This is a genomic window from Pseudomonas sp. OF001 (assembly GCF_904426495.1).
Lineage (GTDB): Bacteria > Pseudomonadota > Gammaproteobacteria > Pseudomonadales > Pseudomonadaceae > Geopseudomonas.
This window is the reverse complement of record NZ_CAJGBM010000022.1, coordinates 24,149-48,765: the sequence shown is the minus strand read 5'-3', so window position 1 is coordinate 48,765 and position 24,617 is coordinate 24,149. Positions and strand designations below refer to the sequence as shown.

Below are 24,617 nucleotides of genomic sequence, written 5' to 3'. Positions count from 1 at the left end.
TTTTTTCGACGGAATGGCTGCAGGCTACAACGTCGTAGCCTGGCCAGAAAGCAGCAAGATCAATAGGATGCACGGTGACAGCAGGGGGCAGGCGTTGGTGTGTTTGGCGACTGCCAATTTACCTGCTTCCCTGTCTGTCAATCCGCTCTTCCCCACGATCCCGCGAAGAACCTTTTTATTCCCTCCACCCCCGGAGCCTTTCCGGGGGCTTTTTTTCACAGCACGCGCGCGCCGGCCGCGGCTCACTCGATCTCGAACAGGCCGTCGCGGATATGCGCGCCGGCCAGGCGCTCGCGGATGTCGGCGTCGATGCGCGGGTCGTCCGGGCTGTACAGCATCACCTGGCGATAGGCGGCAACGCGGTTGATCTCGCTGCCGAGGTAGTCCCACACCACCCGGGTGCAGGCCGGGGTGCGGCGGTCGCCGCTGGAGACGCCGGTCTTCAGGCCGTTGAGGCGGCTGATGCGGCTCTTGAAGCTGGGGATGAGGATGGTCTGGCTCATCTCGTTGCCGGTCAGCGACTCGTAGTCGATGAGGAACAGGCGGTCCTGCAGGTAGAAGGCGGCGCCCAGGTAGCGACAGCGCACCCAGTCCTCGGCGCTGCCGCCGGCGGCGCGCTCCTGGCGTTCCTGGCGTTCGAACAGGAAGTTGCCGCGCTCCTCGCGCAGGTGCACCAGCGACAGCAGGATCTGCCCGGGCACCGACATGCAGTTGGCGTATTCGAAGTAGTAACCGCAGTAGCGCGCCAGGCTGGTGGCGTGCTCGCGCAACGGCTGCAGCAGCTCGAGCAGGGGGTCCTGCACGGACTGCGCAGGGCCGTCGGTACGCGCGCCGATCAGGCGGGCGAACTGGTCGGCCGGCAGGCCCAGCTCGTATTCCTCGACACCGAAGAAGTCGCAGATGCGCTTGAGGTTGTAGGGGGTCGGGCGGCTCTGCCCGCCGAGGTACTTGTTGAACTGGGCGCGGTTGAGGCCCAGCTTGCGGCAGACCTCGGCGATGGAACGGTAGTGGCTGCAGAGCAGCTTGAGGTTGTGGCCGAGGTGTTCGGACATGGCGCTGCTCCCATGGTGCGACTGACGCAAATATAGCATCAGGTCGCGCCAACTCGCCGCTACCCGCGAAATTGTCTGACCAGCGGAGTTGGCCAACCATAGCCCCTTCGCGGCGGGCAACGGCAACACCCGGCAACACACTGACTAGAACAACAAGAGAGGCACCCCCCATGCTCGATCTCCTCAACGACCTGCTCTGGAGCAAGGTCCTCATCGTCACCCTGGTCGGCCTCGGCCTGTTCTTCACCCTGCGTTCGTCGGTGGTGCAGCTGCGCTACTTCGGCGACATGTTCAAGATCTTCGCCAGCGCCACCAAGCGCAAGGAAGGCCAGCTCAGCTCGTTCCAGGCGCTGATGCTGTCGGTCGCCGGCCGCGTCGGCGCCGGCAACATCGCCGGCGTGGCGGTGGCCATCATGCTCGGCGGCCCGGGCGCGGTGTTCTGGATGTGGGTGGTGGCGCTGCTCGGCATGGCCACCAGCTACTTCGAGTGCTCGCTGGCCCAGCTGTACAAGCGCCGCAACGCCGACGGCACCTACCGCGGCGGCCCGGCCTACTACATCCAGCACGGCCTCGGCCAGCGCTGGATGGCGGTGCTGTTCTCGGTGCTGCTGCTGGTGACCTTCGGCTTCGGCTTCAACGCCCTGCAGTCCTTCACCGTGGCCAGCTCGCTGCAGGACGCCTTCGGCGTGCCGACCATCGCCAGCGGCGTGGTGCTCGCCGCGATCATGGCGCTGATCATCTTCGGCGGCATCAAGCGCATCGCCAGCATGGCCGACGTGCTGGTGCCGATCATGGCGGTGTCCTACATCGGCATGGCGCTGTTCGTGGTCGGCAGCAACATCAGCGAAGTGCCGGCCACCCTGGCGCTGATCGTCAAGAGCGCCTTCGGCCTCGAGGAAGCCTTCGCCGGCAGCGTCGGCGCGGCGATCCTGATGGGCGTCAAGCGGGGCCTGTTCTCCAACGAGGCGGGCCTGGGCAGTGCGCCCAACGTCGCCGCGGTGGCCGAGGTGCCGCACCCGGCCGCCCAGGGCATCGTGCAGTCGCTCAGCGTGTTCATCGACACCATCCTGGTATGCACCAGCACCGCGCTGATCATCCTGCTCTCCGGCGTCTACCAGCCGGGCACCGAGATGGCCGGCGTGGTGCTGACCCAGACCGCCCTGGCCGCCCTGGTCGGCGAGTGGGGCCGCATCTTCGTCAGCCTGGCGCTGCTGCTGTTCGTGTTCACCACCCTGGTCTACAACTACTACCTCGGCGAGAACGCCCTCGGCTTCTTCAGCCAGAAGCCGGCGCTGGTCAAGGTCTACCGCGCCCTGGTGATCGCCCTGGTGCTGTGGGGCTCGGTGCAGGACCTGTCCACCGTGTTCGCCTTCGCCGACGTGACCATGGGCCTGCTGGCGCTGGTCAACCTGGTGGCCCTGGCCCTGCTGTACAAGACCGTGCTGCGCCTGATGCGCGACTACGACCAGCAGATCGACGACGGCATCGAGCAGCCGCAGCTCGACCGCAGCCAGTTCGCCGACCTCGACCTCGACCCGGCCGCCTGGTCGCAGGCGGGCGAAGCCGCCAAGGCCGCCGCGGCCAGCCCGGCCAAGGGCGGCGCCGCCAGCCGCGCCTGAGTGCTGCGGCCGGCGGAGTCCTCCGCCGGCCGTACCCCCTGCAGGCGCCGTCGGTGCCTTTGTCGGCCTCGACCGGCGGCGCCTGCACCCCTCCCCCGCAGCCCGGAGAATCCACCATGTCCGACACCCTGGGCCGGCTGCTGCTGCTCGCCCTCCTGCTGGTGCCCGGCGTCACCCGCGCCGCGCTGCCCGCCGACTACCGCGTGCACCTGCTGACCGAGAACTTCCCGCCGTTCAACATGGCCGCCGACGGCCGCAACTTCGCCCGCGACGACCAGGTGCAGGGCCTCAGCGCCGCGCTGGTACGCGAACTGTTCGCCCGCGCCGGCATCGCCTACAGCCTGACCCTGCGCTTCCCCTGGGACCGCGTCTACCGCCACACCCTGGAAAATCCCGGCAGCGGGCTGTTCTCCACCGCCCGCCTGCCCGAGCGCGAGGCGCAGTTCAAGTGGGTCGGGCCGATCGCCGAGTACCACAGCGTGCTGGTCGCCGCGCCCGGCCGCGAGTTCGCCCTCAGCGACCTCGAGCAGGCGCGCGCCTACCGCATCGGCGCCTACAAGAGCGCCGCGGTCAGCCAGCTGCTGGAGCGCCGCGGCATCGCCGCCAGCGCCGCGCTGAGCGATGCGGACAACATCGGCAAGCTGCAGCGCGGGCAGATCGACCTGTGGGCCACCTCGGCGCCGGTGTGGCAGCACCACGCCCGCCTGGCCGGCGCCAGCGGCCTGCACGAGGTGCTGCGCTTCAAGACCGATCCGCTGTACCTGGCCCTGCACAGGGACACCCCCGACGAGGTGGTGCAGCGCCTGCAGCGCGCCCTCGACCAGATGCGCAGCGAAGGCTGGAGCGCCTGCACCCGGCAGCCGCAGCTGTGCCAGTAGACCCGGGCCGGAACGGCCGCGGCCAATGGCTAGCTGCCACCCACCCGCTCCGGCTGCGACAATGCCGGCCTTTTTCGTTGACGTGCGTCCAGGAGCCCGAGCCATGAACGCCCCCCACAAGCTGCTGGTGCTGTACACCGGCGGCACCATCGGCATGCAGACGAGCGCGGACGGCCTGGTGCCGGCCGACGGCTTCGAGGCGCGCCTGCGCGCCGAGCAGGCCGCCCACCCCGAGCGCCCGGCGCCGGCCTGGGTGTTCCGCGAGCTCTCGCCGCCGATCGACAGCGCCAACATGAGCCAGGACCACTGGCTGGCGATGCGCGACGCCATCGTCGGCGCGGTGACGGAGGACGGCTGCGACGCCGTGCTGCTGCTGCACGGCACCGACACCCTGGCCTACAGCGCCGCGGCGCTGTCGTTCCTGCTGCTCGGACTCGGGGTTCCGGTGGTGCTCACCGGCTCGATGCAGCCGGCCGGAGTGCCCGGCAGCGACGCCTGGGACAACCTGTTCGGCGCCCTCGCCGTGCTGGCCGAGGGCGTCGCCCCCGGCGTGCACCTGTACTTCCACGGCCGCCTGCTGCACGGCGCGCGCGCCAGCAAGGTGCGCAGCGAGGCATTCGACGCCTTCGCCGAAGTCGCCCGCCCGCGCCACGGCGAGGCGGCGCTCGAGCTGCCGGCCGCCCTGCGCTGGCGCCAGCCGCGCCGCCCGGCGAACGTCGCCGTGCTGCCGCTGTTCCCCGGCCTGCAGGCCGCCCAGGTGCGCGCCCTGCTCGCCACGGGCGTCGAGGCCCTGCTGCTGGAGTGCTACGGCAGCGGCACCGGCCCGTCCGACGACGAGGCGCTGCTCACCGCGCTGCGCGAGGCCCACGCGCGTGGCGTGGTGCTGGCGGCGATCAGCCAGTGCGCCGAGGGCCACGTCGAGTTCGGCGTCTACGCCGCCGGCAGCCGCCTGGCCGCCACCGGCCTGGTCGGCGGCGGCGGCATGAGCCGCGAGGCGGCGCTGGCCAAGCTGTTCGCCCTGCTCGGCGCCGGCCTGGATCAGGCCGAGGTGGAGCACTGGTTCGCCGTCGACCTGTGCGGCGAACTGCGCGACTGAGGGCGCCCCGCCCGCAAACGAACACGCCTCCCGAAGGAGGCGTGTCGCATGCGCGAATCGAGGCTCAGACCATGCTCGGGTCCGGCTCCAGGCCCATCAGTTCGCGGCCGAGGATCTGCGCGCAGACGTCGTAGTCGGTGTAGGCGTGCGCGCCGGTCATGTGCGAGTCGCGGAACAGCCGCTGGATCTCGTTGCCCTCGAACCAGCTCATCGCACCGGCGGCGGCGAACAGGCGGTCGACCGCCTCGATGCACATCTTCACCGCATAGGCCTGGTTGGTCCGCCAGCAGGCCAGCTCGGCGCGGGTCGGGTACTGGTGGCGCGCGGCGAATTCGGCGTGCTCCTGCCAGGTCTTCTCGAGGAACGCGCGCGCCGCGGCGACCTGGTGGGTCGATTCGGCCAGGCGCATCAGCGCCGGGGTGGCGGTGCCGACGCTGGCGCCGGTGTAGGCGCGCACGCGGTTCTGCTGCTTCTCCCGGAAGGCGACCAGCATGCGCTCGGCGACGCCCAGGCTGATGGCGGCGAAGCCGCAGGCGAAGTACGGACGGTACGGCGCGTAGAAGATCTTGCTGTCCGGGTACAGGCCGAAGCCGGCGGAGCTGCCCTCCATCATGTCCTTCGCGGCCTGGATGCGGTGCTCGGGGATGAAGGCGTCCCTGATCACCAGGGTCTTCGAGCCGCTGCTGCGCATGCCGATGGCGAACCAGTCGTCGCGGATCTCGTAGTCGCTGCGCGGCAGCACGCCGAAGCTGTACACCGGCTCGCCCGCGGCGTTCATGCGGCGCATGCCGACGATGGCCCATTCGGCGTGGTCGCAGCCGCTGCTCCAGCCCATCTCGCCGCTCAAGCGCACGCCGCCCTCGACCTCCTCGATGGTGCTGAACGGCGCGATGCTGCTGCTCGCCGTGGCATCCGGATTGTCGCCCCAGATCTCGTCCTGCAGCTGTTTGGAGAACATCGCCAGCTGGTGGCTGTGGGTGCACAGCAGGCTGAAGGCCCAGGCGGTGCCGCCGCAGGCGCCGGCCAGGGCGACGATGCATTCGGTGAACTCGGGCAGGGAGATTTCCATGCCGTCGTAGGCCTTGGGCTGGAAGGCACGGTGCAGACCGATGCTCTTGAGCAGGGCGATGTTCTCGTCCGGAACCTTGCGCTCGATCTCGGCCTGGGCGGCATTGGCGGCGATCTGCGGCAGGATCGCCTTGAGGTCTTCGAGAAGCGGATTGTGCTTGTGCATTGCAGCCTCGACTTGTTCTTGGTGGCTTTTCGGAAGTCCCGTGCGCCCCGCAGCGGGGCCTGGTCCCTGCCCGGGATCGTTGACGCACGAGGATTATTGACCGCACGAAAAGTGGCGATAAATGCACGCAACGGTCTTACCGCTGTACTTTCCATGGCAGGCAGATGCTGAAAACCGGAAAACCACCGCGAAAAAGTGCAATACCGGACAGCCTGCAGCGTCCGGCAACCGCGCCCTCAGAACACCGACCAGCCGATCCGCTCGCTGAGCTTCTCCAGCGCCGCCATGCCGGCCAGCGAGTTGCCCGAGGCGTTCAGCTCCGGCGACCACACGCACACCGCGAAGCGCCCCGGCACCACCGCCACCAGGCCGCCGCCGACGCCGCTCTTGCCCGGCAGGCCGACCCGGTAGGCGAAGCTGCCGGCCTCGTCGTACAGGCCGCTGGTGGCCATCACCGCGTTGACCTGGCGGGTCTGCTGCACCGTCAGCACCGCCTCGCCGCTGTGCGGGCAGCGCCCCTGGTTGGCGAGGAAGGCGAAGGCGCGCGCCAGGTCGACGCAGTTCATCGCCAGCGCGCAGTTGTGGAAGTAGCTGCGCAGCACCGCCTCCACCTCGTTGGCGAAGTTGCCGAACGACTGCATCAGGTAGGCCATCGCCGCGTTGCGCGCGCGGTGCTGGTACTCGGACTCGGCCACCCTGGCGTCGGAGACGACGTGCGGATTGCCGGACAGGCGGCGGACGAAGTCGCGCATCGACAGCGCCGGGGCGGCGAAGCGCGACTGGTTGATGTCGCTGATCACCAGCGCGCCGGCGTTGATGAACGGGTTGCGCGGCTTGCCGCGCTCCAGCTCCAGCTGCACCAGCGAGTTGAACGGCTGGCCGGACGGCTCGTGGCCGAGGCGCTGCCAGATCGCCTCGCCGGAATGCTGGATCGCCTGGACCAGGGCGAACACCTTGGAAATGCTCTGGATGGAGAACGCCGTGCCGGCGTCGCCGGCGCTGTACAGCTGGCCGTCCACGCCGTACACGGCGATGCCCAGCTGGTTGGCCGGCACGCTGGCCAGCGCGGGGATGTAGTCGGCCACCTTGCCCTGACCGATCAGGGGGCGGACTTCGTCGAGAATCTCGTTGAGCAACTGCTGCATGGAGGGGGCGGAATCGTTGTTATTGGAGAACGACTAGACGCTCCGGCCGCCCCTGCGCATCACAGCCGCCGCGGGCTTTTCCGCACCGCCGGACCACGCCGGCCGGCCTTGCGCTAAGGTGCACTGCAGAGTTTCCCGCTCCGGAGCCCGCCATGCGCCCGCCAGCCCTGCCCCTGCTCGCCGCAATCCTCCTCGCCGCCTGCGCCACCGCGCTGCCGCCGCACGATCCGGGCAAGGCCTGGATCGAGGTCCGCGGCGACCCGGCCATCCAGCTCGGCGCCGACCAGCTCGACGGGCGGAGCTGGGCGGACCGCCGCTACTTCCAGGTCGAACCGGGCGAGCATCGCCTGCAGGTGCGCCTGGGCTTCGAGGTGCCCGGCGGCAGCGGCCCGGACAACCACGACGGCGGCGGCTGGCGTACCTGCATCCTCGAGGTGCGCTACGGCGGATTCGCCGCCGGCGCGCGCTATCGCCTGAGCGGCCGCGCCATCGCCCACCGCGCCGTGGCCCAGCTGCAGGACGAACGCGGCCAGACCCTGGCGCGCGCCCGGGTGCTGCGCTGCGGCGCGCTGTGAGGCGGCTCAGCTGCCGACGATGCGGAAGCCGATCTTGATGGTCACCTGGTAGTGGCCGACCAGGCCGTTCTCGATGTGCCCGCGGGTCTCCAGCACCTCGAACCAGTCCATGTGGTGCACGGTCTTGGCCGCCTCGGCCAGGGCGTTGTTGATGGCGTCCTCGATGCTGGTGCGCGACGAGCCGACCAGCTCGATCTTCTTGTAGGTGTGGTGATCCGACATGACGGCGCTTCTCCGCTGACTGGGGTCCACTGAACGCTAGTCAAGCCGCGCCGACCCGGCAAATCCGCCGCGCGCCTGCAGCGCCGCCAGCCGCTCGCGGCGCGCGCCCTCGCCCAGCGCGGCCAGCTCGGCAACCTCAGCATGGAAGCGCGGCCAGTCGCCGCCGGCCTCGGCGAACAGCGCGGCGAAGGCCGGCACCCACTGTTCGTAGAGGCCGAACGGCAGCAGCCGCGCGTTGTTCAGCGGGCGGGCGAACCAGCCGTCGAAGCGGGCGTCGCCCTGCCAGGGGCCTTCGCGCAGCGCCGCATACTCGCCGCGCAGGCGCTGGAACTCGGCCTGCTTGAGCGCGCGCAGCGCCTCCGCCGCCAGCGGCCGGGCGTACAGCGCTTCGAGGCGCGCGCGGCTGGCCATCACCAGCGCGACGAACTGCTCGCGCTGGCGCTCCAGGTGCGCCGGCGGCGGCGGCAGGCCGCGGGCGCGGCGCCACTGGCGCAGGCCCTCCTCCTCGACGAAGCGCGCGTAGGACTCGTTGAAGGCGGTGTCGCCGGGCAGGTACAGGCGCTGGTGAGCCAGCTCGTGGAAGATCAGCGCCGCCAGCCGCGCATCGTTCCAGGCCAGCATGCCGGCGAGCAGCGGATCGTCGAACCAGCCGAGGGTGGAATAGGCCTCCACCCCGGCCACCGCGGTGTCCAGCCCCTGCACGCGCAGCAGCGCGGCGGCGCCACGGGCGCGCTGCTCATCGAACCAGCCGCGGTAGGCCACGCAGCCGGCGATGGGGAAGCAGTGGGTGACGGGCTGCAGGGAGAACTCGGGCGTGGCGAACAGGTTCCACACCACGTAGGGGCGTTCGAGGTCGGCGTACAGCCGGTAGCTGCGGTTGTCCGGCAGGGCCAGCCGCGCGCTGGCGAAGTCGCGGGCGTCCTGTGCCAGCGTCAGGCGCTGGCGCAGCTCCGCCGGCTGGCCGGGATCGGCGAGCAGCTCGTCCACCGGCTGGCGCGCGGCCAGCAGCTGCCACTGGCCGCCGGCCAGCTGGGCGTAGTAGCCGAGGCTGGAGCAGCCGGAGAGCAGGACGAGCAGCAGGAGCAGGCAGAGGCGCGACATGCCGACCACGCTAGCCGATCGCCCCGTCTGCCGCCAGCCAGCGTGCGGCGCTATGCTGAACACAGATCCCCCACTCCCGGAGCCCGCCATGCGCGCCCTCCTCCTGCTGGCCGCGCTGAGCCTGCTCGGCGCCTGCGCCAGCCCCTTGCCTGCCCCCGATCCGCAGCAGGCGTGGATCGACTTGCGTACCGAGCCCGGCGAGCTGCTGATGGCCGAGAAGCTCGACGGCCGGCGCCTCGACGACGGCCGCTACTTCCAGGTCAGCCCCGGCGCCCACCGCCTGGAGGCGAGCTACCGCTTCGAGGAGTACATCGGCTCGATGTTCGCCCGCGACCCGGTGTACATGCTCTGCTACCTGCGCCTCGACTACGCCGGCTTCGCCGCCGGGACGCGCTACCGCTGGGTGGCGCGCCACCAGCTGCTGCGGACCGAGTCCTGGCTGGAGGACGCCAGCGGCCAACGCCTGGCCGACGGCCAGGAGTGGCATTGCATCACCCAGTAGGGGCGAACTCATTCGCCACAATGCCGCGTAAAGGCGAATGAATTCGCCCCTACGGGGTCGTCGCCAGCTCGGCGCGCAGCCATTCCGCCAGCTCCACCGCGCGGCGGTCGCCGCCGCGCGCCGGCACCCACAGCGCCAGGCGCGCCGGGGTGGCGACGAAGCCCCACGGCGCCTCCAGCCTTCCGGCAACCAGGTCGTCGGCAACCAGCAGCTCGGGGGCGATGGCCACGCCGAGGCCGGCCACCGCCGCCTCCAGCAGGTAGTAGAGATGCTCGAAGCCCTGGCCCAGGACCAGCCCAGCCGGATCGAGCCCCTGCGCGCGCGCCCACTGCGGCCAGGCCTGCGGGCGCGACACGGTGTGCAGCAGCGGCTCGCCGAGCAGCGCGCCAGCCGGTGCTTCGCGCAATCCCGCGTAGCGCGCGTGACGGGACGACAGCACCGGGCCGATGCGTTCCTCGGCCAGCTCGAACACCTGCATGTCCGCCGGCCACGGCGGCGCGGCGAACCACAGGGTGGCGTCCAGCCCCGGCCGGCGCGGGTCCAGCTCGCCCTCGCTGGCCGACAGCTGCAGGCGCAGCTGCGGCAGGTCGCGCTGCAGGCGGTCGAGGCGCGGGATGAACCAGCGCGCCAGCAGGCTGCCCGGACAGCCGAGCACGAACGGTGCCTGCTCGCGGCCCTCGCGCAGCTCCGCACACACGCTGCGCAGGTCGTCGAAGGCCCCCGCCGCCACCGCACTCAGGCGCTGGCCGGCATCGGTGAGTTTCACGCCGCGTCCGTCCTTGGCCAGCAGCGCCACGCCGAGGTGCTCTTCCAGCGCGCGCAGCTGGCGGCTGACCGCGCCGTGGGTGACGTGCAGTTCCGCAGCGGCGCGGCTGACGCTGCCGAGCCGCGCGGTGGCCTCGAAGGCGCGCAGGGCGTTCAGCGGAGGGAGGTCGCGGGGCTGGCTCATCGGTGAGTTTTCCTGACAGGTCTGAGCGATCTTATCGCTTTTCCCGCCGCCCGCCATTGGCTACCTTGTAGCCACTCGCCACAGGCGCGCGCCCTGCCCGCCCCTGTCGCCCCCATTCTCCACTGGAGCCAGCCATGACCCAGAGCTATTCCCACGGCCCCGACGAGCGCGGCCTGTTCGGCCCGTTCGGCGGCCAGTTCGTCGCCGAAACACTGATGCCGCTGATCAACGACCTGGCCGCCGAGTACGAGAAGGCCAAGCACGACCCGGCCTTCCTCGAGGAGCTGGCCTACTTCCAGCGCGACTACATCGGCCGGCCCAGCCCGCTGTACTTCGCCGAGCGCCTCACCGAGCACTGCGGCGGCGCCAGGATCTACCTCAAGCGCGAGGAGCTGAACCACACCGGCGCGCACAAGATCAACAACTGCATCGGCCAGATCCTGCTGGCCCGGCGCATGGGCAAGAAGCGCATCATCGCCGAGACCGGCGCCGGCATGCACGGCGTGGCCAGCGCCACCGTGGCCGCGCGCTTCGGCCTGGAGTGCGTGGTGTACATGGGCACCACCGACATCGACCGCCAGCAGGCCAACGTCTTTCGCATGAAGCTGCTCGGCGCCAAGGTCATCCCGGTCACCGCCGGCACCGGCACCCTCAAGGACGCCATGAACGAGGCGCTGCGCGACTGGGTGACCAACGTCCACGACACCTTCTACCTGATCGGCACCGCCGCCGGCCCGCACCCCTACCCGGCGATGGTCCGCGACTTCCAGTCGGTGATCGGCCGCGAGACCCGCGCGCAGATGCTCGACCATGAAGGCCGCCTGCCGGATTCGCTGGTCGCCTGCATCGGCGGCGGCTCCAACGCCATCGGCCTGTTCCACGAATTCCTCGACGAGCCGAGCGTGCAGATCGTCGGCGTCGAGGCGGCCGGCCACGGCATCGACACCGGCAAGCACGCCGCCAGCATGGCCGGCGGCGCCCCGGGCGTGCTGCACGGCAACCGCACCTACCTGCTGCAGGACGCCGACGGCCAGATCACCGACGCCCACTCGATCTCCGCCGGCCTCGACTACCCCGGCGTCGGCCCCGAGCACGCCTGGCTGCACAAGGTCGGCCGCGTCGAGTACGTGCCGATCACCGACGACGAAGCCATGCAGGCGTTCCAGCAGTGCTGCCGCCTGGAAGGCATCATCCCGGCGCTGGAGTCGTCCCACGCCCTGGCCGAAGCCTTCAAGCGCGCGCCCAAGCTGCCCAAGGATCACCTGATGGTGGTCAACCTGTCCGGCCGCGGCGACAAGGACATGCAGACCGTGATGCACTACCTGTCACTTGATGAAAAAGCCGACTCGGAGACCCGCGCATGAGCCGCCTGCAGAGCCGCTTCGCCGCCCTGAAGCAAGAGAACCGCGCCGCCCTGGTCACCTTCGTCACCGCCGGCGACCCGGACTACGCCACCTCGCTGGAAATCCTCAAGGGCCTGCCGGACGCCGGCGCCGACGTGATCGAGCTGGGCATGCCGTTCACCGACCCGATGGCCGACGGCCCGGCCATCCAGCTGGCCAACATCCGCGCCCTCGGCAACGGCCAGAACATGGCGAAAACCCTGCAGATGGTCCGCGAGTTCCGCGCGGGCAACCAGGACACCCCGCTGGTGCTGATGGGCTACTACAACCCGATCTTCTGCTACGGCGTGGCGCGCTTCGTCGCCGACGCCAAGGAAGCCGGCGTCGACGGCCTGATCGTGGTCGACCTGCCGCCGGAGCACAACGACGAACTGTGCGACCCGGCCCAGGCCGCCGGCATCGACTTCATCCGCCTGACGACGCCCACGACGGACGACGCCCGCCTGCCGACCGTGCTCAACGGCAGCTCCGGCTTCGTCTACTACGTCTCGGTGGCCGGCGTCACCGGCGCCGGCGCGGCGAGCATGGACCAGGTAGAAGAAGCCGTGGCCCGCCTGCGCCGCCACACCGACCTGCCGCTGTGCATCGGCTTCGGCATCCGTACACCCGAACACGCCGCCGAAGTGGCCAGGCGCGCCGATGGTGCGGTGGTGGGCTCGGCGTTGATCGATCGGATTGCCAAGGCGGCGTCGCCGGCCGAGGCGGTGAGTGGGGTGCTGGGGTTGTGTCGGGAGTTGGCTGAGGGGGTAAGAGGGGCGAGGAAGTAAGCCCTCACACTGCGCCTGTGCTTGAGGTAAAAGAAAGCCGCTGCTTCTGTGAGGAAGCGGCGGCTTTTTCGAAGAGGTTGACTCTTACCGCACAGAATTGACCGCCTAAGGGACGCTCATGATTCCTCAACCAGCTCGATAACCCTACGCCTTGCCAAAGCAACGTCCAATTTACCTGAGTCGACAAGACGTATGATCCCATCTGCAACCTCTTGCTCGATCTTCCCGGTCGCCACAAGAACCCCCATAGACTCAAAAAGCTCCGATCTTTCGTCGGCGATAACCGCTAACGACTGCCCCTCATGAGCCACACCAATTTTTTTTGATATTGATTTTATGTAACCCTCACGAACAGCATCCTGACGCGCCCCAGAGCGGATCAGTTTGGATACCCCATAGCCCGCCAATCCTGCGACTGCCGCAGCACCAACTACCCAGCCAACCGGAGTGGTGGTAACAAAAACACCACCCAACGCACTTGCAAGCGTACTTGAGCCTAACAAGGTAGTTGCACCTACCGAACTAGCGATAGCACCTGCAGACGCCGCACCTGCAACAGCCGCACCTGCAGTTATACCGACTTCGCCAGCAAGACCAACCCTGTCACGCCCTTTAAGCTTTTCAATGACATTACGATAGTCGGATTCTGTTAGCTCATTTTTCGCAGCGTCCTGAGTATCACCCATCAGAGACACCCTCAATATCAATCATTCAGGTGGATTTTGATAGCTTTGAATATAGCAAAAAACAAGCCAAAAAAATTCTCAGCAAGAGTAATAAGCCCAGACTCTATGCTTCCGTCAGCCTTGGGATTCTGCATCGCTGCGCCCGCAGCTGCTCCTGTCAGTGCACCAATGGCCGCAACGTATGGAGCAATAATCGCACCGAGAAATGGGATACCAGAAACCAACACACTGAAGGCAGCACCAACCGCCGCCCCAACAAACACTTTTGGATTACTCTCAACGAACTCAAAAACTTTCATGAGAATGATTTTTCCAATGGCAACGGACTCCCCCGCTATCTTCTTGGTTACGCCCCAGAGCCCCTCCAGTCTAGTCAACAACTCCGGCGGCCAGCCAGAGCAAATTCTGGAAACCATAACCTCTTCGAAGTTCGCATCAATAACTTCGGCATTTAACATGCTAACCCTGATTAGAGCTTGTTTTTCTGTCAGTTCCATATGCTCTCCCATTTGAGCAATTGACATCAGAGACTATCGACAGCTGACCACTGTCGATACAACTACCGAATCGGCAGGAAACAAACTTGACAGCAGCGCAACCTTGTATACCAAGAAACAAGGTGGAGAACCACGCCATAAATCATCCAACGCCATTGCTGCACTAACCACCGCCGCCAATTTGGCAGATTTTCAGCACCGTGCGATTAACGCAGCCCAGCGGATATGGCCGCGGTTATCGAGAGCGCCTGACTTGACCGAGATGTTGCCAACAGGCTTTCCCGAATAAGTACTGAGGTAGTCGATATACCGATTCCAGCTTTCTGTATCGAAGCCGACACCGAGCATGATCGAACTGCCTGAAACGACCTTTTCGCTACTTGCCTTGAGCCTCGACATGTACCAGAAGTCATCGGCGGCGCTTTGCATGACCTTACCTTGGTTGGTGTTGGCAAACGGCACCTTCAGTTCGACAAAGTGATAGCCGCTGCCGTCTTGATCCCGAATCCACAGATCGCACTGCTTGGTTTTCCGATCCATCGCGGCATGGCGCTGATCCAGGGCAACCTTGTACTCCATCCCGATGTCATGCTCATCATCCATGCGTGATGCACGGAGCTTCCGGTTCTTGATCAGCCAAAAGTAGAACTCCAACTTCAGCCAGCCCTCGAAGCCGTTGTTCAGCGAGATGATGGATTCGATCAGTTCTTGTCGCTCGACGCTCAGGGCGCGAGTAAAAGCTTCGAACTCAGCTGCTACGTCCTTAATGCCAGGCATAACCACACTCCCTTATTTAAAAATTCGATCGAGCCGACCCAACACCCAGGCGCAACACCCGCCTACGGGACGGAGCATACGCAACGAGCATGGACCTGAGCCATACCCAATGGGCCTCCGCAGTGCTCGCAAAGGCGCAGCATCGCCGTGGCAATCTCGAAGGCTCGGCGGTCTCGGTGCTCCAGATGCAGCGTACCGAAAGCCAGCCTGCCGCATTTCTGCTTGCACAATAGCCAGTAGGGTGGACAACGGCACAGCCTTGTCCACTGCTCCGCATCGGCGATCCTGTAGCGGGTGCTGCGTCCGCCACCCGGCAGGCGGGCCATTGCAGCACCGTAGCCCAAAGGCTACACTCGACGCATGACTGAGATCATCCGTAGTGCGACCTTTTCTGCATGGCTGTCCGCACTGGCGGATGGCCGGGCGAGAGTGCGCATCCAGATACGCATCGACCGGATGGCCGACGGCAATTTCGGCGACGCCAAACCGATTGGCGATGGTCTGAGCGAAGCGCGCATCGACTACGGTCCGGGCTACCGGGTGTACTTCATGCAGCAGGGGCGCCAGTTGGTGATCCTGCTCTGTGGTGGCGACAAAAGCAGCCAGAACCGCGACATCAAGCAGGCCCGACTGATCGCCAGGGCCTGGAAGGAGCAAAACCCATGACCGAGCAATTCTCACGCTGGGACTCCGCCGAGTACCTCAAGACCGAAGAGGACATGGCCAACTATCTGGACGCCTGCATGGAAGAAGCTGGCGACGATCCTGCCTTCATCGCCAAGGCTCTGGGCACCATCGCCCGCGCCCACGGCATGACCCAGGTGGCAAGGGATGCCGGGGTGTCTCGCGAGAGCCTGTACCGGGCACTGTCCGGCGAGGGCAACCCGGAGTTCGGCACCATCCTCAAGGTGGTCAAGGCGCTGGGGCTCAGGCTGCATGCCGCACCGGCGCATGGCTGAGTGAAACCCGTGATTACCGAGTTCGACCTGGCGGCGCATCCGCTGCGCGCCTGATTTCCAGACTGCAGAACACCGGACCATGTGGCACCAATACCGCTTCCAGCTCAAACCCCGCCGTCGCGGCTTTCATCTGGTGACGGACGAGATCCTCGCCCAGTGTCCGGCGCTGCGCGAGATGCGGGTCGGGCTGATGCACGTGTTCATCCAGCACACCTCCGCCTCGCTGACCCTCAACGAGAACGCCGACCCCACGGTGCGCAGCGACTTCGAGGCCTGGTTCGACCGCGCGGTACGCGAGGACGAGCCGTACTACCGGCACACCCTGGAAGGCAGCGACGACCTGCCGGCGCATATCAAGAGCAGCCTGCTGGGCAGCAGCCTGAGCCTGCCGATCAGCAACGGCCGGCCGGCGCTGGGCACCTGGCAGGGCATCTACCTGGGCGAGCACCGCGAGCATGGCGGGGTGCGGACGCTGGTGGTGACCCTGCACGGGGAGTGAGCCCCCCGTCCGGGGCCTGCCGCCCCGCTCCGGTCCGGGCTCAGTCGCCGACAAGCCACCCGCCGCCTGCCAGGTCGCTTCTGGCGGCTTTCCTGAACTCGCGCGCAGCGGCCGGCTCTGTCCGCCTTTCGAACACGTCACCGCGATAGTGAAAGGTCTGGATACCGACCGGATATGCCGTGCCACCGATGAACAGGTGGTCGTCGGTCGCCAGCTTGTGCAGCAGGGTCCGGAAGAAGCCGCACTTCGGGGTGCCCGGCTCGATCATTTCCGCATACTTCAGCTGGGCCGGCTCGGCCTTGCCGGGGCACAGCCCGGGAAAGGCCGACAGCAGATAGCTTCCGGCATGGACGAACTGCCCGGGCCGAACCTGCACTTTCGAGGCGTCGGCCATGGCGCGGGGAAAGTAGACGAAATACAGGCTCCGATCGCCCGGCATGCCCGAGCGAAAGACTGCGGCAACCGCCCGATATTCGCCGGGCTCGGCGTTCAGCAGGTAGAGGCGGCCATCCTTGCCGTAGTTCGAACCTGTCAGCCGCTCCTCGCATGCCTCGCCGGCGCCCGTCGCGCAGCTCCTGACGAAATACGCACCGTCTGCCCGGTAGGTGGCCAGAGCGGAGATGCGAACCTTCAGCGCCATGCCCACCGCGGCGCTTTGCGTGCTCTGCGGCCGCGGCACGGGCACGGATTGAGCGGCGCAGCCGGCGAGCAGCATGAGCACAACGGCAATCGGAGCAGCCCCGGACATTCCCGCCTCTGGACGAAGTGGCCATTCGATGGGCTCAGTCTAGTACTCCGGCCTGGCCCAGCCGCGGAGCGTGCCCGCGCTCCCGCGGCCGGACGCGGGGCGTGCACAGGGCAGGCAGCCACGCCGCAGCCTGGCAGCCACCGGTCGCACCGGTGATCGCCTCAGTACGGCGCCTGCCCCAGGTAGTTGCCCTTCGGGTCGTAGTGGCAGACCACGATCATCTTGTCGTCGCACTCGCTGACGCCGCAGCCGAGCTGGCGGGTGTCGCTCCAGACCATCTGCGTGTAGTGGCCGCTGGGCGCCCAGTTGTGCCGGCGCAGCGGGCCGCCGCGGTACAGGCGGCGCTCCCTTGCCCAGGCCAGGGCAGCGTCCTTGACCTCGTAGTAGCCGGCGGTGGCGCGGTAGAGGTTCTCGCCGTAGCCGGAGCCACGGCTGTGCTGCAGGCGGCAGCTGGTGTCGGCGAGGCGGTCGGCCCAGCGCTGGGCGCTGGCGGCGATCCGTGGCGACCATTGCAGCGGCGGCACGCCGACCTCGGCGCGGGCGCGGTTGTGCACGCGCAGCAGGTCGCGCACCTCGCCGCGGTCGAGGTGCGAACCGGTGGCGGCGGAGGCGTCGGTAGAGGCGAGCAGCAGCAGGGCGGCGAGGCAGGAGGACAGCAGACGGGCAGGGCGGAGCATGGGGAGTTTTCCCGGGACAGGGTGGACGGACCGAGCGCAGACCATCCGCCACTGGCCGCGTTCCCCAGCCACGCCGCGAGCCGACGAGCGCCTGCCGGAAGGCGGCCACGGTCGAGCCTTCGGCTTCCATCCCGGCGCCATGCGCCCTGGGTGACGCCCCGCGGGCATGCCGCAGCAAATAGCACTTGCACCGCCACCGCGATTGCCGCGATAAGCAGGAAAAAACCGGATGCGGGCGCCGGCCGGAGCGAGGCCGACCGCGCTGCCCATGAGGAAAGGAGCGGACGATGCAGGGCAAGCGGGCGCAGCTGAAACGACTGTTGCTGGCGCAGTGGCGCCAGCTGGTGACCATCAACCCCAGCGACCGGCCCTGGCAGAAGCCGTTCGCCGCGGCGCTGGCCAGCGGCCTGCCGCTGCTGATCGGCACGCTGCTCGGGCGCATGGACTACGGCCTGGTGGCCGCGCTGGGCGGCATGGTGTTCCTCTACACGCCACGCACGCCGCTGTACCACCGCATGCTGACGGTGATGGCCGCGGCCTTCGCGCTGATCGCCTGCTATGCGCTGGGGCTGCTGAGCCACTTCGTGCCGCTGCTGAAGATGCCGGCGCTGGTGTTCGTCACCATCCTGGTGAGCATGGCCTGCCGCTTCTACGGTCTGGGCGTGCCCGGCAGCCTGTTCTTCGTGATGGCCGCCTCGCTCGGCGCCTACACGCCGCTGGAATGGCAGCAGGTGCCGCTGATGGTCGGCCTGGTGGCCCTGGGGGCGCTGCTGGCCTGCCTGATCGCCTTCTTCTACAGCGCCTACATCCTGCGCTCGCGCGAGCCCGATCCGGCACCGCCGCTGCCGGTGCCGACCTTCGACTTCGTGGTGTTCGACTCGGTGGTGATCGGCCTGTTCGTCGGCCTGTCGCTGGCCATCGCCCAGCTCCTGCAGCTGGAGAAGGCCTACTGGGTGCCGGTCAGTTGCCTGGCGGTGATCCAGGGCGCCTCGCTGCAGGCGGTATGGAACAAGCAGCTGCACCGCCTGCTCGGCACCGCCATCGGCCTGCTGGTCGCCTGGGGGCTGCTCCTGCTGCCGCTCGAGCCCTGGAGCATCACCCTGACGATGATGCTGCTGGCCTTCGTGGTGGAGACGGCGGTGGTGCGCCACTACGGCTTCGCGGTGATCTTCATCACACCGATGACCATCCTGCTCGCCGAGGCCGCCACCCTCGGCCAGGGGCCGGTCGCCGCGCTGATCGAGGCGCGCTTCTACGACACCCTGCTCGGCTGCCTGGTCGGCCTGGCCGGCGGCGCCTGCATCCACAGCGCGCGCTTCCGTGCGGTGGTCGGCCGGCAGCTGCGCCGCCTGGTGCCGGCGCGTTTCGGGCGCGACGTCTAGAAGAAGATGGCCAGCAGCTGGCCCAGCGACCACAGCACGTGCAGGCCGACGAGGATGCGGGTCAGCAGGGTCCAGGCCGGCCAGCCGGTGTTCTCCGCGCAGCGCCACAGCGCCAGCAGGGAGAACAGCAGGAAGCCGGCGATGGGCGGCACGCCCAGCAGCAGGATGGTCGTCGCCGGACGCACACCGAAGACGCGCTCGAGAAACAGGATGAGCTCGGCCAGCACGGACTGCAGGCCGAGCAGCAGCAGGCCGAGCAGCAGCGCCGAACCGAGCCAGTAGAGCAGCCAGGCCTTCCACAGCGGCTGGCTGCCATCCAGGTAGCCGGCCAGGCCGGCGGACGGCGGCTTCGCCACGCAGGCGGCGGTGGGCGGACGATCGGGGGCTCGCGTGCTCATGGCGCATCCTTGCAGGCTGGTGGAGGGAGGCGGCCGGACTGTCCCGCATCCGCCGGGGCTGCCGGCAGCGGCGCTACCGCTGGTCGGCTTTCCCCGAAGCTACCCGATCCGCCCGGGGACCGCCAGAGGCGCGTCGCCCCGGCGGCAGGGCGCCGGGGCGACGAGGGTCGCCGCCGGGATGCCGGCGCCGCGAACCTCAGTGGGCGGCATGGCCTCCGCCGACGGGCGGCGCGAACCTGCCAGCAGGTAGCCGACCACGGCCGGCCGCCTCAGCTGCTCGGCGGGAAGCCGAAGATCAGCGCCCGGTCGAAGCCTCCGGCCAGGGTGGTGATCAGTGTGCTCCAACCGCGCGCCGGCGCGCCTTCGCCCGCGCGGGATGCCCCGGCGGCCGGCCGCGGCGGTGTTACCTCGCCATCACGGCGTAACGTCCCGCTGGGGAGCACGGTAACGGTAGCCCGCTTCTTTGCGGGCTACAGGCGTCCTCTTTAAATCACAAGTCTTTGATTTTAAAGGATTTTCAAAAACTGGCACGCCACCTGCATTGTTATTGGCACAACAAAAACAAGAACGCGGAACCAACAGAATAAAAACAAGACGTAACGGCTCCAACACAACAAGAACAACAGGGTGGAGGCGCAACAAACTGATTCTTTTGGAGAGGAGTTGCCCGACAGGGTTCTCCCCCGACCGGCCCGAGAACGATAAAACTGCCCCGAGGCAGCGGCCAGCACCGGTCAGACCCGCAAGGGTGGCGGCAACATCAGCGTCCAAAGGAATCCGCTTGTTCTTGAGTCCCGTCTTGGGACTCCAGCCGGACCATGACGTCCGGACGGGTGACCGACAAGAACAACAAGCCCGCAAGCACAAGAAGAACAAAGCACGACCGACTTGAAGGGGGAGCCTATGGCTCCCCCTTGTGCTTTGTGGCGCCCACGTTGTGGCGCTCACGACCGGCGCCCGCCGATCCGCTGCGACCCTCGCGTCGTCAGCTTCCCCCGCAGGAGGCGCCCGCCGTCGCCGCCCACCCCGCCTCGGCACGACGCCGGACGTCAGCCTGTTCCGGCCGGGAGGCGGCCTAAGGCGCGGCCCGGCAGGTCGGCCCGAGGCGAATCAGCAGCGCGGACTTCTTGCGCTTGAGGTAGGGCGCGAAGCGCGCCTGGGTGCAGTTGGCCAGCCCGGCCAGCGGCTCCGGCAGCGGCTCGCGGGCGAACAGCAGCCCCTCCTCGCCGACCCGGGCCTCAACCTCGTCCACCGTCAGCGCCGCGACCGGCCGGCCGGCGTAGTACACCAGGCGCATGTCAGGGATGCCGAGGCTGTAGAGCGGCTGGCCGGGATAGTCGGCCAGCGCCCTGTCGATCTCCGGCAGCGCCTGCAGGCGGTGGGCGAACACCCGCGCCTCGAACAGGCCGAAGAAGACGACGAAGGCCAGCAGCAGCGCCGGCGGCAGCCAGGTCATCAGCTTGCGCCGCCAGCCCTGCAGGGTGTCGAGCACGCGGGTCCAGTGCCAGGCCAGCAGCAGCGCCACGGCCGGATAGGCCGGCAGCAGGTATTTGGCGTGCTTGTCGGTGAACAGCGAGAACACCAGCAGCGGCAGCAGCACGCAGCAGGCCAGCAGCAGCAGCTCGGCGCGCGCGCGGATCTGCTGCCACAGCTGGCGCGGGCGCACCAGCAGCACCAGCCAGAACGGGGCGAAATCGCCGGCCAGGTAGAGCAGGTAGGCATACCAGGCCTCGCCGCCCTGCGAGCCGCCGACCTTGTTGACGATGTCCCGCTGGAGGACCGTGGACCAGATGTCCCAGCCCAGCTGCAGGCTGACGGCCAGATACCAGGAGCCGCCGATCAGCAGGGCGGTCAGCCAGCCGGGAACACTGCACAGATAGGCCCGCGCCCGCGGCTGGCGGAGGAAGGCGAACGCCAGCAGCGGCGCGGCGACGAACAACAGGCAGACCGGCCCCTTGGTCAGCAGGCACAGGCCGGTCAGGGCGAAGCTGAGCAGCACCCAGCGCCGACCGCCCTGGCCGAACAGGTAGGGCCAGGCTGCCAGCAACGACAGCAGGCTCAGGCCGGTCAGGGTCATCTCGATCTCGGCACGGCGGGCGAACAGGCTGAAGCCGGTATTGGCCGCGAGGATCATCGCCGCGTACAGGCCGACCTGCCGCCCACCCAGGTGCCGGCCCAGCCCGTAGACCACCGCACAGGAGGCCAGCGCGAACAGCGCCGAGGGCAGGCGCAGCGTCCACTCCGTCGCCGCGCCGAGCAGCTGTGTCGGCAGCAGGGTGAGCCAGTTGAACAGCGGCGGCTTGGTCAGATACAGCTCGCCGTTCATGTATGGCAGCAGCCACTGGCCGCTCTCGAACATTTCGCGGGCGGATACCGCGCGGCGCGCCTCGTTGACGCTGAGGAAGGGGATGTCGCCGATCCCCCAGAAACACAGCAGCACTACCAGCCCCAGGACAGCGATGGCAAACGGCGTCCCGGCGGACGTGTCGGTTCTGGCGTTCATCGGTTCATGCTCTCGGACAGGGGCGCGGCGGTCGTCGGCGCCCGGCGGAAACAGGGCCATCGTGGAAGCCGGAGGGCCAGGCAGAGGGGGCCCGGTCTGGCGCGGCGATCGAAGACTACACGAACAGCTGGGCCGCAAACAAAAGGGAAACCACGCTCACGCCACTGCCAGCTGCCCGCCGCAATGGGCGCGGCGCATGCCGGTGGCGCCGCCACGGGCAAGCACCTGACGCTCCCCGGCGGCCGCCAGGGTGGCGACACCTCCGGACGCGTCCGGGCCAGCACCGGCCCCGAAATCAACGACGCCTAATGCTGGCTTAATACTCCGGAAACTAACATTCGCGACGCTCCCGCCAGCCGCTGCTGAGCGGAAGATGACCGCTCGTACTCACCGTCGCCCGGCATGTCCGGCGCCGCCGACCCGGGGCGCACGCACGGCCGCAACATATCCCGGGCAGGCTCCATGGCCGGCCCTACAACAAGAGAGTTCGCGATGATCACCATTGGCAACCGCCTGCTCGGGCAGCTGTCCGGCCGGCGCCGCAGGGCCTGGCTGCCGCTGTTGCTGGCCGTGCTGCTGGCATACCCCGTCCTGGGGCTGCACCTGCACGAGCACCTGTACTTCTGGCTGAAATTCGCCGGCTCGCCAGCGCCGGTGGCGGAGGCCGGCCTGCCGCAATACCGGGTACGGGTCGAGGCGCAGCCGGTGGCCGGGGTCGACGGCAATCTTTCCGGGCTGAGCTACGACGACGACCGTCAGCAGCTGTGGGCGGTGATCAACAACCCGCCGGAGCTGCTCGCCATGAGCACCGCCGGCGAGGTGCTGGAGCGCTATCCGCTGCACGGCTTCCAGGACGTCGAGGCCGTGGCCTACCTCGGCGACGACCAGTTGCTGCTGGCCGACGAACGCCGCCAGGAGCTCGTCATCGTGCCGCGGCCCAGCGGGTCCGCTCCGCTGCAGCGCACCGACTACCGGGCGCTGACCCTCGACCTCGGCAACCCGGAGCGGCACAACAGCGGTCTCGAGGGGCTGGGCTACGATCGCGCCGGCGATCGCCTGTTCGTGGTCAAGGAGCATTCGCCGCGCAAGCTGTACGAGATCCGCGGCCTCAAGGCCAGCCTGCGCGGCGACTTCAGCCTGGCGGTGATCGACCACGATGCCTGGATCCGCCACAAGAACTTCGTCAGCGACCTGTCCTCGGTGGAGTTCGACGCGCGCAGCGGCCATCTGCTGCTGCTCAGCGACGCCAGCCAGCTGATGATGGAGCTGGGCATGGACGGCCAGCTGTTCGGCTACCGCTCGCTGTGGCGCGCCTCCGCCGGCCTGGAACAGAGCGTGCCGCAGGCCGAGGGGGTCGCCCTCGACGGACGCGGCAATCTCTATCTGGTCAGCGAGCCCAACCTGTTCTACGTGTTCAGCCGCGAGGGCTGAAGGGCTCAGGCGCCTTCCAGCCAGACCTGCTCGACCCACTCCCACACCGAGTCCCAGGTGTTCTCCTCGTCGAGCTCGCCGTCCCACAGCAGCACCTGGCCCTCGGGATCGACCGCGTAGTAGCGGCCGCGGTCCTCGCACAGCGGCACCAGGTAGCGCGGCAGGCCCTCATCCCAGGCGCGCGCGGCGACCTCGGGCAGGTAGGTGTGCGACTGCGGATCGCAGACGGTCACCGGCTCCAGCTGGCCGTAGACCACGTCGCTGGCCTTGAGCAGGTACTCGCGCAGCTCGAAGGGCAGGTGGATGAGGATCTGCTCCTGGATCTCCACCAGCAGGTCCTCGTCCGGCAGCTCCAGGGGCACCGGTACCGGCTCGTTCAGTTCGCGCAGACGGTCGATGGTTTCTTCCACGATGGCGGTTCTCTCGATGGGGGAATGGGGGAGCTTTATAGCGCACCCCCCGAAAACGACAAGACCCGGGCAAGCCCGGGTCTTGTGGTCACTGCGCTGCGGATCAGCCGTTCTGGCGGATGCCGGCGATCAGCCACGGCTGGTTGTCGCCGTCGGCGCGCTCCATGCGCCAGCTTTCGCTGAAGGCCTCACCCTGGTCGAAGCGCGAGCTCTTCGACACGCCGGCGAAGGTCAGGGTGGCGATGGTCTTGCCGCCCTGCTGCTCGACGCCGTCCAGCTGCACCTGCAGGTTGTCGACGTAGGTGGACTGGAAGCCGTCGCCCAGGCTGGCGCGCTCCTGCTTGAGGAACTCGAGCATCTGCGGGGTGACGAACTCGGCGATCTTGTCCATCTCCGCCGCGTCCCAGTGCTGCTGCAGGCTCATGAAGTGCTCGCGGGCGATGCCGACGAAGCGCTGCTCGTCGAACCAGGCCGGGGCGTTGAAGGTGCGCACCGGCTGGGCGGAGCCGCCGAACACCGGGTTGGCCGCCGGGCTGTAGGCCGGCTGCTGCGGGGCCTGGTAGGCCTGGGCGTGGCCCATGCCGGCGTAGGCCGGGGTGGCCTGCTGGGCCTTGCGGCGGGCGAACAGGCGGAACAGCACGAAGGCGATCAGCGCCAGGATCAGGAAGTCGAGGAACTGGAAGCCCTCGAAGCCGTCACCCATGAACATCGAGGCGAGCAGGCCGCCGGCGGCGATGCCGGCCAGCGGGCCGAGCCAGCGCGAGGCGCCGCTGGGCTTGGCGGCGGCACCGGCCATGGCGCCGGCTGCCGGCGCGGTGGGCGCCAGCGCCGCCTGCTGGGTCTGGCGCTGCTGGGTCTGGTGAGCCGGCGCGGAGCCGAAGGACTTGCCGCCGCCGAAGCGCTTGGCGGCGAAGGCGTCGACGCTGAGCGTCAGGCTGAGGCACAGGGCCATCGCCAGGCTGAGGATTCGTTGCATGTTGAGAGTGCTCTCGGTGTGGTGATTCACGCGCGTCATCTTTGCCCAGGGCGGGGCAGGCGACCAGTTGCAGATTGTTTCGGACTGTTGCGCGGGAAGGGGGCGGGAGCCCGCCGGCGCCGCAGCGCCGC

Annotated in this window: 28 protein-coding genes; 13 read left to right on the top strand and 15 right to left on the bottom strand. The window is 68.3% G+C overall.

Annotated features, from left to right (window positions below):
- Positions 1 to 242: 242 nt before the first annotated feature.
- Complete coding sequence (locus RA210_RS13365) at positions 243 to 1,052, bottom strand: helix-turn-helix domain-containing protein (protein WP_201486778.1); 810 nt, start codon at positions 1,050 to 1,052, stop codon at positions 243 to 245.
- 170 nt (positions 1,053 to 1,222) lie between these two features.
- Here RA210_RS13365 and RA210_RS13360 point away from each other — a divergent pair, with 170 nt between their 5' ends.
- The 3 genes from RA210_RS13360 to RA210_RS13350 all read left to right on the top strand — a co-directional run bounded on the left by RA210_RS13360 (position 1,223) and on the right by RA210_RS13350 (position 4,645).
- The gene (locus RA210_RS13360; protein ID WP_201486777.1) at positions 1,223 to 2,671 is read left to right on the top strand and encodes an alanine/glycine:cation symporter family protein; all 1,449 of its coding nucleotides are present in this window, start codon (positions 1,223 to 1,225) and stop codon (positions 2,669 to 2,671) included.
- A 116-nt stretch (positions 2,672 to 2,787) separates the two neighbouring features.
- Positions 2,788 to 3,549, top strand: a complete 762-nt coding sequence (locus RA210_RS13355) for a substrate-binding periplasmic protein (RefSeq protein WP_201486776.1) — start codon at positions 2,788 to 2,790, stop codon at positions 3,547 to 3,549.
- A 103-nt stretch (positions 3,550 to 3,652) separates the two neighbouring features.
- Positions 3,653 to 4,645, top strand: coding sequence for an asparaginase (locus RA210_RS13350; protein ID WP_201486775.1), 993 nt, complete (start codon positions 3,653 to 3,655; stop codon positions 4,643 to 4,645).
- Positions 4,646 to 4,709: 64 nt separating this feature from the next.
- On the opposite strand, the gene RA210_RS13345 is transcribed toward RA210_RS13350, so the two are convergent.
- Both RA210_RS13345 and glsB read right to left on the bottom strand, forming a co-directional pair.
- Positions 4,710 to 5,879, bottom strand: a complete 1,170-nt coding sequence (locus RA210_RS13345; protein ID WP_201486774.1) for a p-hydroxyphenylacetate 3-hydroxylase oxygenase component — start codon at positions 5,877 to 5,879, stop codon at positions 4,710 to 4,712.
- Between the two features lie 236 nt (positions 5,880 to 6,115).
- Entirely contained in the window at positions 6,116 to 7,024 is a 909-nt protein-coding gene (gene glsB / locus RA210_RS13340) for a glutaminase B (protein ID WP_136491786.1), read from the bottom strand.
- A gap of 152 nt (positions 7,025 to 7,176) precedes the next feature.
- Between glsB and RA210_RS13335 the strand changes: the two genes are divergently transcribed.
- Positions 7,177 to 7,599: a PA0061/PA0062 family lipoprotein gene (locus RA210_RS13335; protein WP_201486773.1), complete on the top strand. Its 423-nt coding sequence runs from the start codon at positions 7,177 to 7,179 to the stop codon at positions 7,597 to 7,599.
- A gap of 6 nt (positions 7,600 to 7,605) precedes the next feature.
- Here the strand turns inward: RA210_RS13335 and RA210_RS13330 are convergent, their stop codons facing one another.
- Both RA210_RS13330 and RA210_RS13325 read right to left on the bottom strand, forming a co-directional pair.
- The gene (locus RA210_RS13330) at positions 7,606 to 7,821 is read right to left on the bottom strand and encodes a dodecin (protein WP_136491784.1); all 216 of its coding nucleotides are present in this window, start codon (positions 7,819 to 7,821) and stop codon (positions 7,606 to 7,608) included.
- 36 nt (positions 7,822 to 7,857) lie between these two features.
- On the bottom strand, positions 7,858 to 8,922 hold the full coding sequence (locus RA210_RS13325; RefSeq protein WP_201486772.1) for an aminopeptidase: 1,065 nt from the start codon (positions 8,920 to 8,922) through the stop codon (positions 7,858 to 7,860).
- 88 nt (positions 8,923 to 9,010) lie between these two features.
- Here RA210_RS13325 and RA210_RS13320 point away from each other — a divergent pair, with 88 nt between their 5' ends.
- Positions 9,011 to 9,424 (top strand): PA0061/PA0062 family lipoprotein, encoded by a 414-nt coding sequence (locus RA210_RS13320; RefSeq protein ID WP_201486771.1) that lies wholly within the window; start codon positions 9,011 to 9,013, stop codon positions 9,422 to 9,424.
- Positions 9,425 to 9,473: 49 nt separating this feature from the next.
- On the opposite strand, the gene RA210_RS13315 is transcribed toward RA210_RS13320, so the two are convergent.
- Positions 9,474 to 10,373 carry a LysR family transcriptional regulator gene (locus RA210_RS13315; RefSeq protein ID WP_236574738.1) on the bottom strand — a complete coding sequence of 300 codons (900 nt, stop codon included), beginning with the start codon at positions 10,371 to 10,373 and terminating at the stop codon, positions 9,474 to 9,476.
- A 134-nt stretch (positions 10,374 to 10,507) separates the two neighbouring features.
- Between RA210_RS13315 and trpB the strand changes: the two genes are divergently transcribed.
- The gene (gene trpB / locus RA210_RS13310; protein WP_201486769.1) at positions 10,508 to 11,737 is read left to right on the top strand and encodes a tryptophan synthase subunit beta; all 1,230 of its coding nucleotides are present in this window, start codon (positions 10,508 to 10,510) and stop codon (positions 11,735 to 11,737) included.
- Positions 11,734 to 12,543, top strand: a complete 810-nt coding sequence (gene trpA, locus RA210_RS13305) for a tryptophan synthase subunit alpha (protein ID WP_201486768.1) — start codon at positions 11,734 to 11,736, stop codon at positions 12,541 to 12,543. Before trpB ends, trpA begins: the two co-directional genes overlap by 4 nt.
- Positions 12,544 to 12,659: 116 nt before the next feature.
- On the opposite strand, the gene RA210_RS13300 is transcribed toward trpA, so the two are convergent.
- The 3 genes from RA210_RS13300 to RA210_RS13290 all read right to left on the bottom strand — a co-directional run bounded on the left by RA210_RS13300 (position 12,660) and on the right by RA210_RS13290 (position 14,503).
- Positions 12,660 to 13,229: a hypothetical protein gene (locus RA210_RS13300; protein ID WP_201486767.1), complete on the bottom strand. Its 570-nt coding sequence runs from the start codon at positions 13,227 to 13,229 to the stop codon at positions 12,660 to 12,662.
- Between the two features lie 17 nt (positions 13,230 to 13,246).
- Positions 13,247 to 13,726 (bottom strand): hypothetical protein, encoded by a 480-nt coding sequence (locus tag RA210_RS13295; RefSeq protein WP_201486766.1) that lies wholly within the window; start codon positions 13,724 to 13,726, stop codon positions 13,247 to 13,249.
- A gap of 192 nt (positions 13,727 to 13,918) precedes the next feature.
- The gene (locus RA210_RS13290; RefSeq protein ID WP_201486765.1) at positions 13,919 to 14,503 is read right to left on the bottom strand and encodes a hypothetical protein; all 585 of its coding nucleotides are present in this window, start codon (positions 14,501 to 14,503) and stop codon (positions 13,919 to 13,921) included.
- Between the two features lie 89 nt (positions 14,504 to 14,592).
- Here RA210_RS13290 and RA210_RS13285 point away from each other — a divergent pair, with 89 nt between their 5' ends.
- The 4 genes from RA210_RS13285 to RA210_RS13270 all read left to right on the top strand — a co-directional run bounded on the left by RA210_RS13285 (position 14,593) and on the right by RA210_RS13270 (position 15,961).
- Positions 14,593 to 14,736 (top strand): hypothetical protein, encoded by a 144-nt coding sequence (locus RA210_RS13285; protein WP_201486764.1) that lies wholly within the window; start codon positions 14,593 to 14,595, stop codon positions 14,734 to 14,736.
- Between the two features lie 127 nt (positions 14,737 to 14,863).
- Positions 14,864 to 15,169, top strand: a complete 306-nt coding sequence (locus tag RA210_RS13280) for a type II toxin-antitoxin system RelE/ParE family toxin (RefSeq protein ID WP_201486763.1) — start codon at positions 14,864 to 14,866, stop codon at positions 15,167 to 15,169.
- Complete coding sequence (locus RA210_RS13275) at positions 15,166 to 15,462, top strand: addiction module antidote protein (protein WP_201486762.1); 297 nt, start codon at positions 15,166 to 15,168, stop codon at positions 15,460 to 15,462. Before RA210_RS13280 ends, RA210_RS13275 begins: the two co-directional genes overlap by 4 nt.
- 79 nt (positions 15,463 to 15,541) lie before the next feature.
- A complete protein-coding gene (locus RA210_RS13270; RefSeq protein WP_201486761.1) occupies positions 15,542 to 15,961 on the top strand; it encodes a secondary thiamine-phosphate synthase enzyme YjbQ in 420 nt (139 codons plus the stop codon).
- A gap of 40 nt (positions 15,962 to 16,001) precedes the next feature.
- Here RA210_RS13270 and RA210_RS13265 read toward each other — a convergent pair whose 3' ends face one another.
- Together RA210_RS13265 and RA210_RS13260 are read right to left on the bottom strand one after the other, a co-directional pair.
- Entirely contained in the window at positions 16,002 to 16,709 is a 708-nt protein-coding gene (locus RA210_RS13265; protein ID WP_201486760.1) for a hypothetical protein, read from the bottom strand.
- 161 nt (positions 16,710 to 16,870) lie between these two features.
- A complete protein-coding gene (locus RA210_RS13260) occupies positions 16,871 to 17,386 on the bottom strand; it encodes a CAP domain-containing protein (protein WP_201486759.1) in 516 nt (171 codons plus the stop codon).
- Between the two features lie 287 nt (positions 17,387 to 17,673).
- On the opposite strand from RA210_RS13260, the gene RA210_RS13255 reads away from it, so the two are divergent.
- Positions 17,674 to 18,768 (top strand): FUSC family protein, encoded by a 1,095-nt coding sequence (locus tag RA210_RS13255; protein ID WP_201486758.1) that lies wholly within the window; start codon positions 17,674 to 17,676, stop codon positions 18,766 to 18,768.
- Here the strand turns inward: RA210_RS13255 and RA210_RS13250 are convergent.
- Both RA210_RS13250 and RA210_RS13245 read right to left on the bottom strand, forming a co-directional pair.
- Positions 18,765 to 19,166 (bottom strand): hypothetical protein, encoded by a 402-nt coding sequence (locus RA210_RS13250; protein ID WP_136491204.1) that lies wholly within the window; start codon positions 19,164 to 19,166, stop codon positions 18,765 to 18,767. The two genes, RA210_RS13255 and RA210_RS13250, sit on opposite strands and share 4 nt — an antisense overlap.
- Before the next feature lie 1,075 nt (positions 19,167 to 20,241).
- Entirely contained in the window at positions 20,242 to 21,669 is a 1,428-nt protein-coding gene (locus tag RA210_RS13245; protein ID WP_201486757.1) for an ArnT family glycosyltransferase, read from the bottom strand.
- 492 nt (positions 21,670 to 22,161) lie between these two features.
- Here RA210_RS13245 and RA210_RS13240 point away from each other — a divergent pair, with 492 nt between their 5' ends.
- Positions 22,162 to 23,100 (top strand): SdiA-regulated domain-containing protein, encoded by a 939-nt coding sequence (locus tag RA210_RS13240; RefSeq protein WP_201486756.1) that lies wholly within the window; start codon positions 22,162 to 22,164, stop codon positions 23,098 to 23,100.
- A 5-nt stretch (positions 23,101 to 23,105) separates the two neighbouring features.
- On the opposite strand, the gene RA210_RS13235 is transcribed toward RA210_RS13240, so the two are convergent.
- Together RA210_RS13235 and RA210_RS13230 are read right to left on the bottom strand one after the other, a co-directional pair.
- Positions 23,106 to 23,510 carry an SMI1/KNR4 family protein gene (locus RA210_RS13235; protein WP_136491201.1) on the bottom strand — a complete coding sequence of 135 codons (405 nt, stop codon included), beginning with the start codon at positions 23,508 to 23,510 and terminating at the stop codon, positions 23,106 to 23,108.
- 103 nt (positions 23,511 to 23,613) lie between these two features.
- Positions 23,614 to 24,486: a Tim44 domain-containing protein gene (locus tag RA210_RS13230; protein ID WP_201486755.1), complete on the bottom strand. Its 873-nt coding sequence runs from the start codon at positions 24,484 to 24,486 to the stop codon at positions 23,614 to 23,616.
- Positions 24,487 to 24,617: the final 131 nt, after the last annotated feature.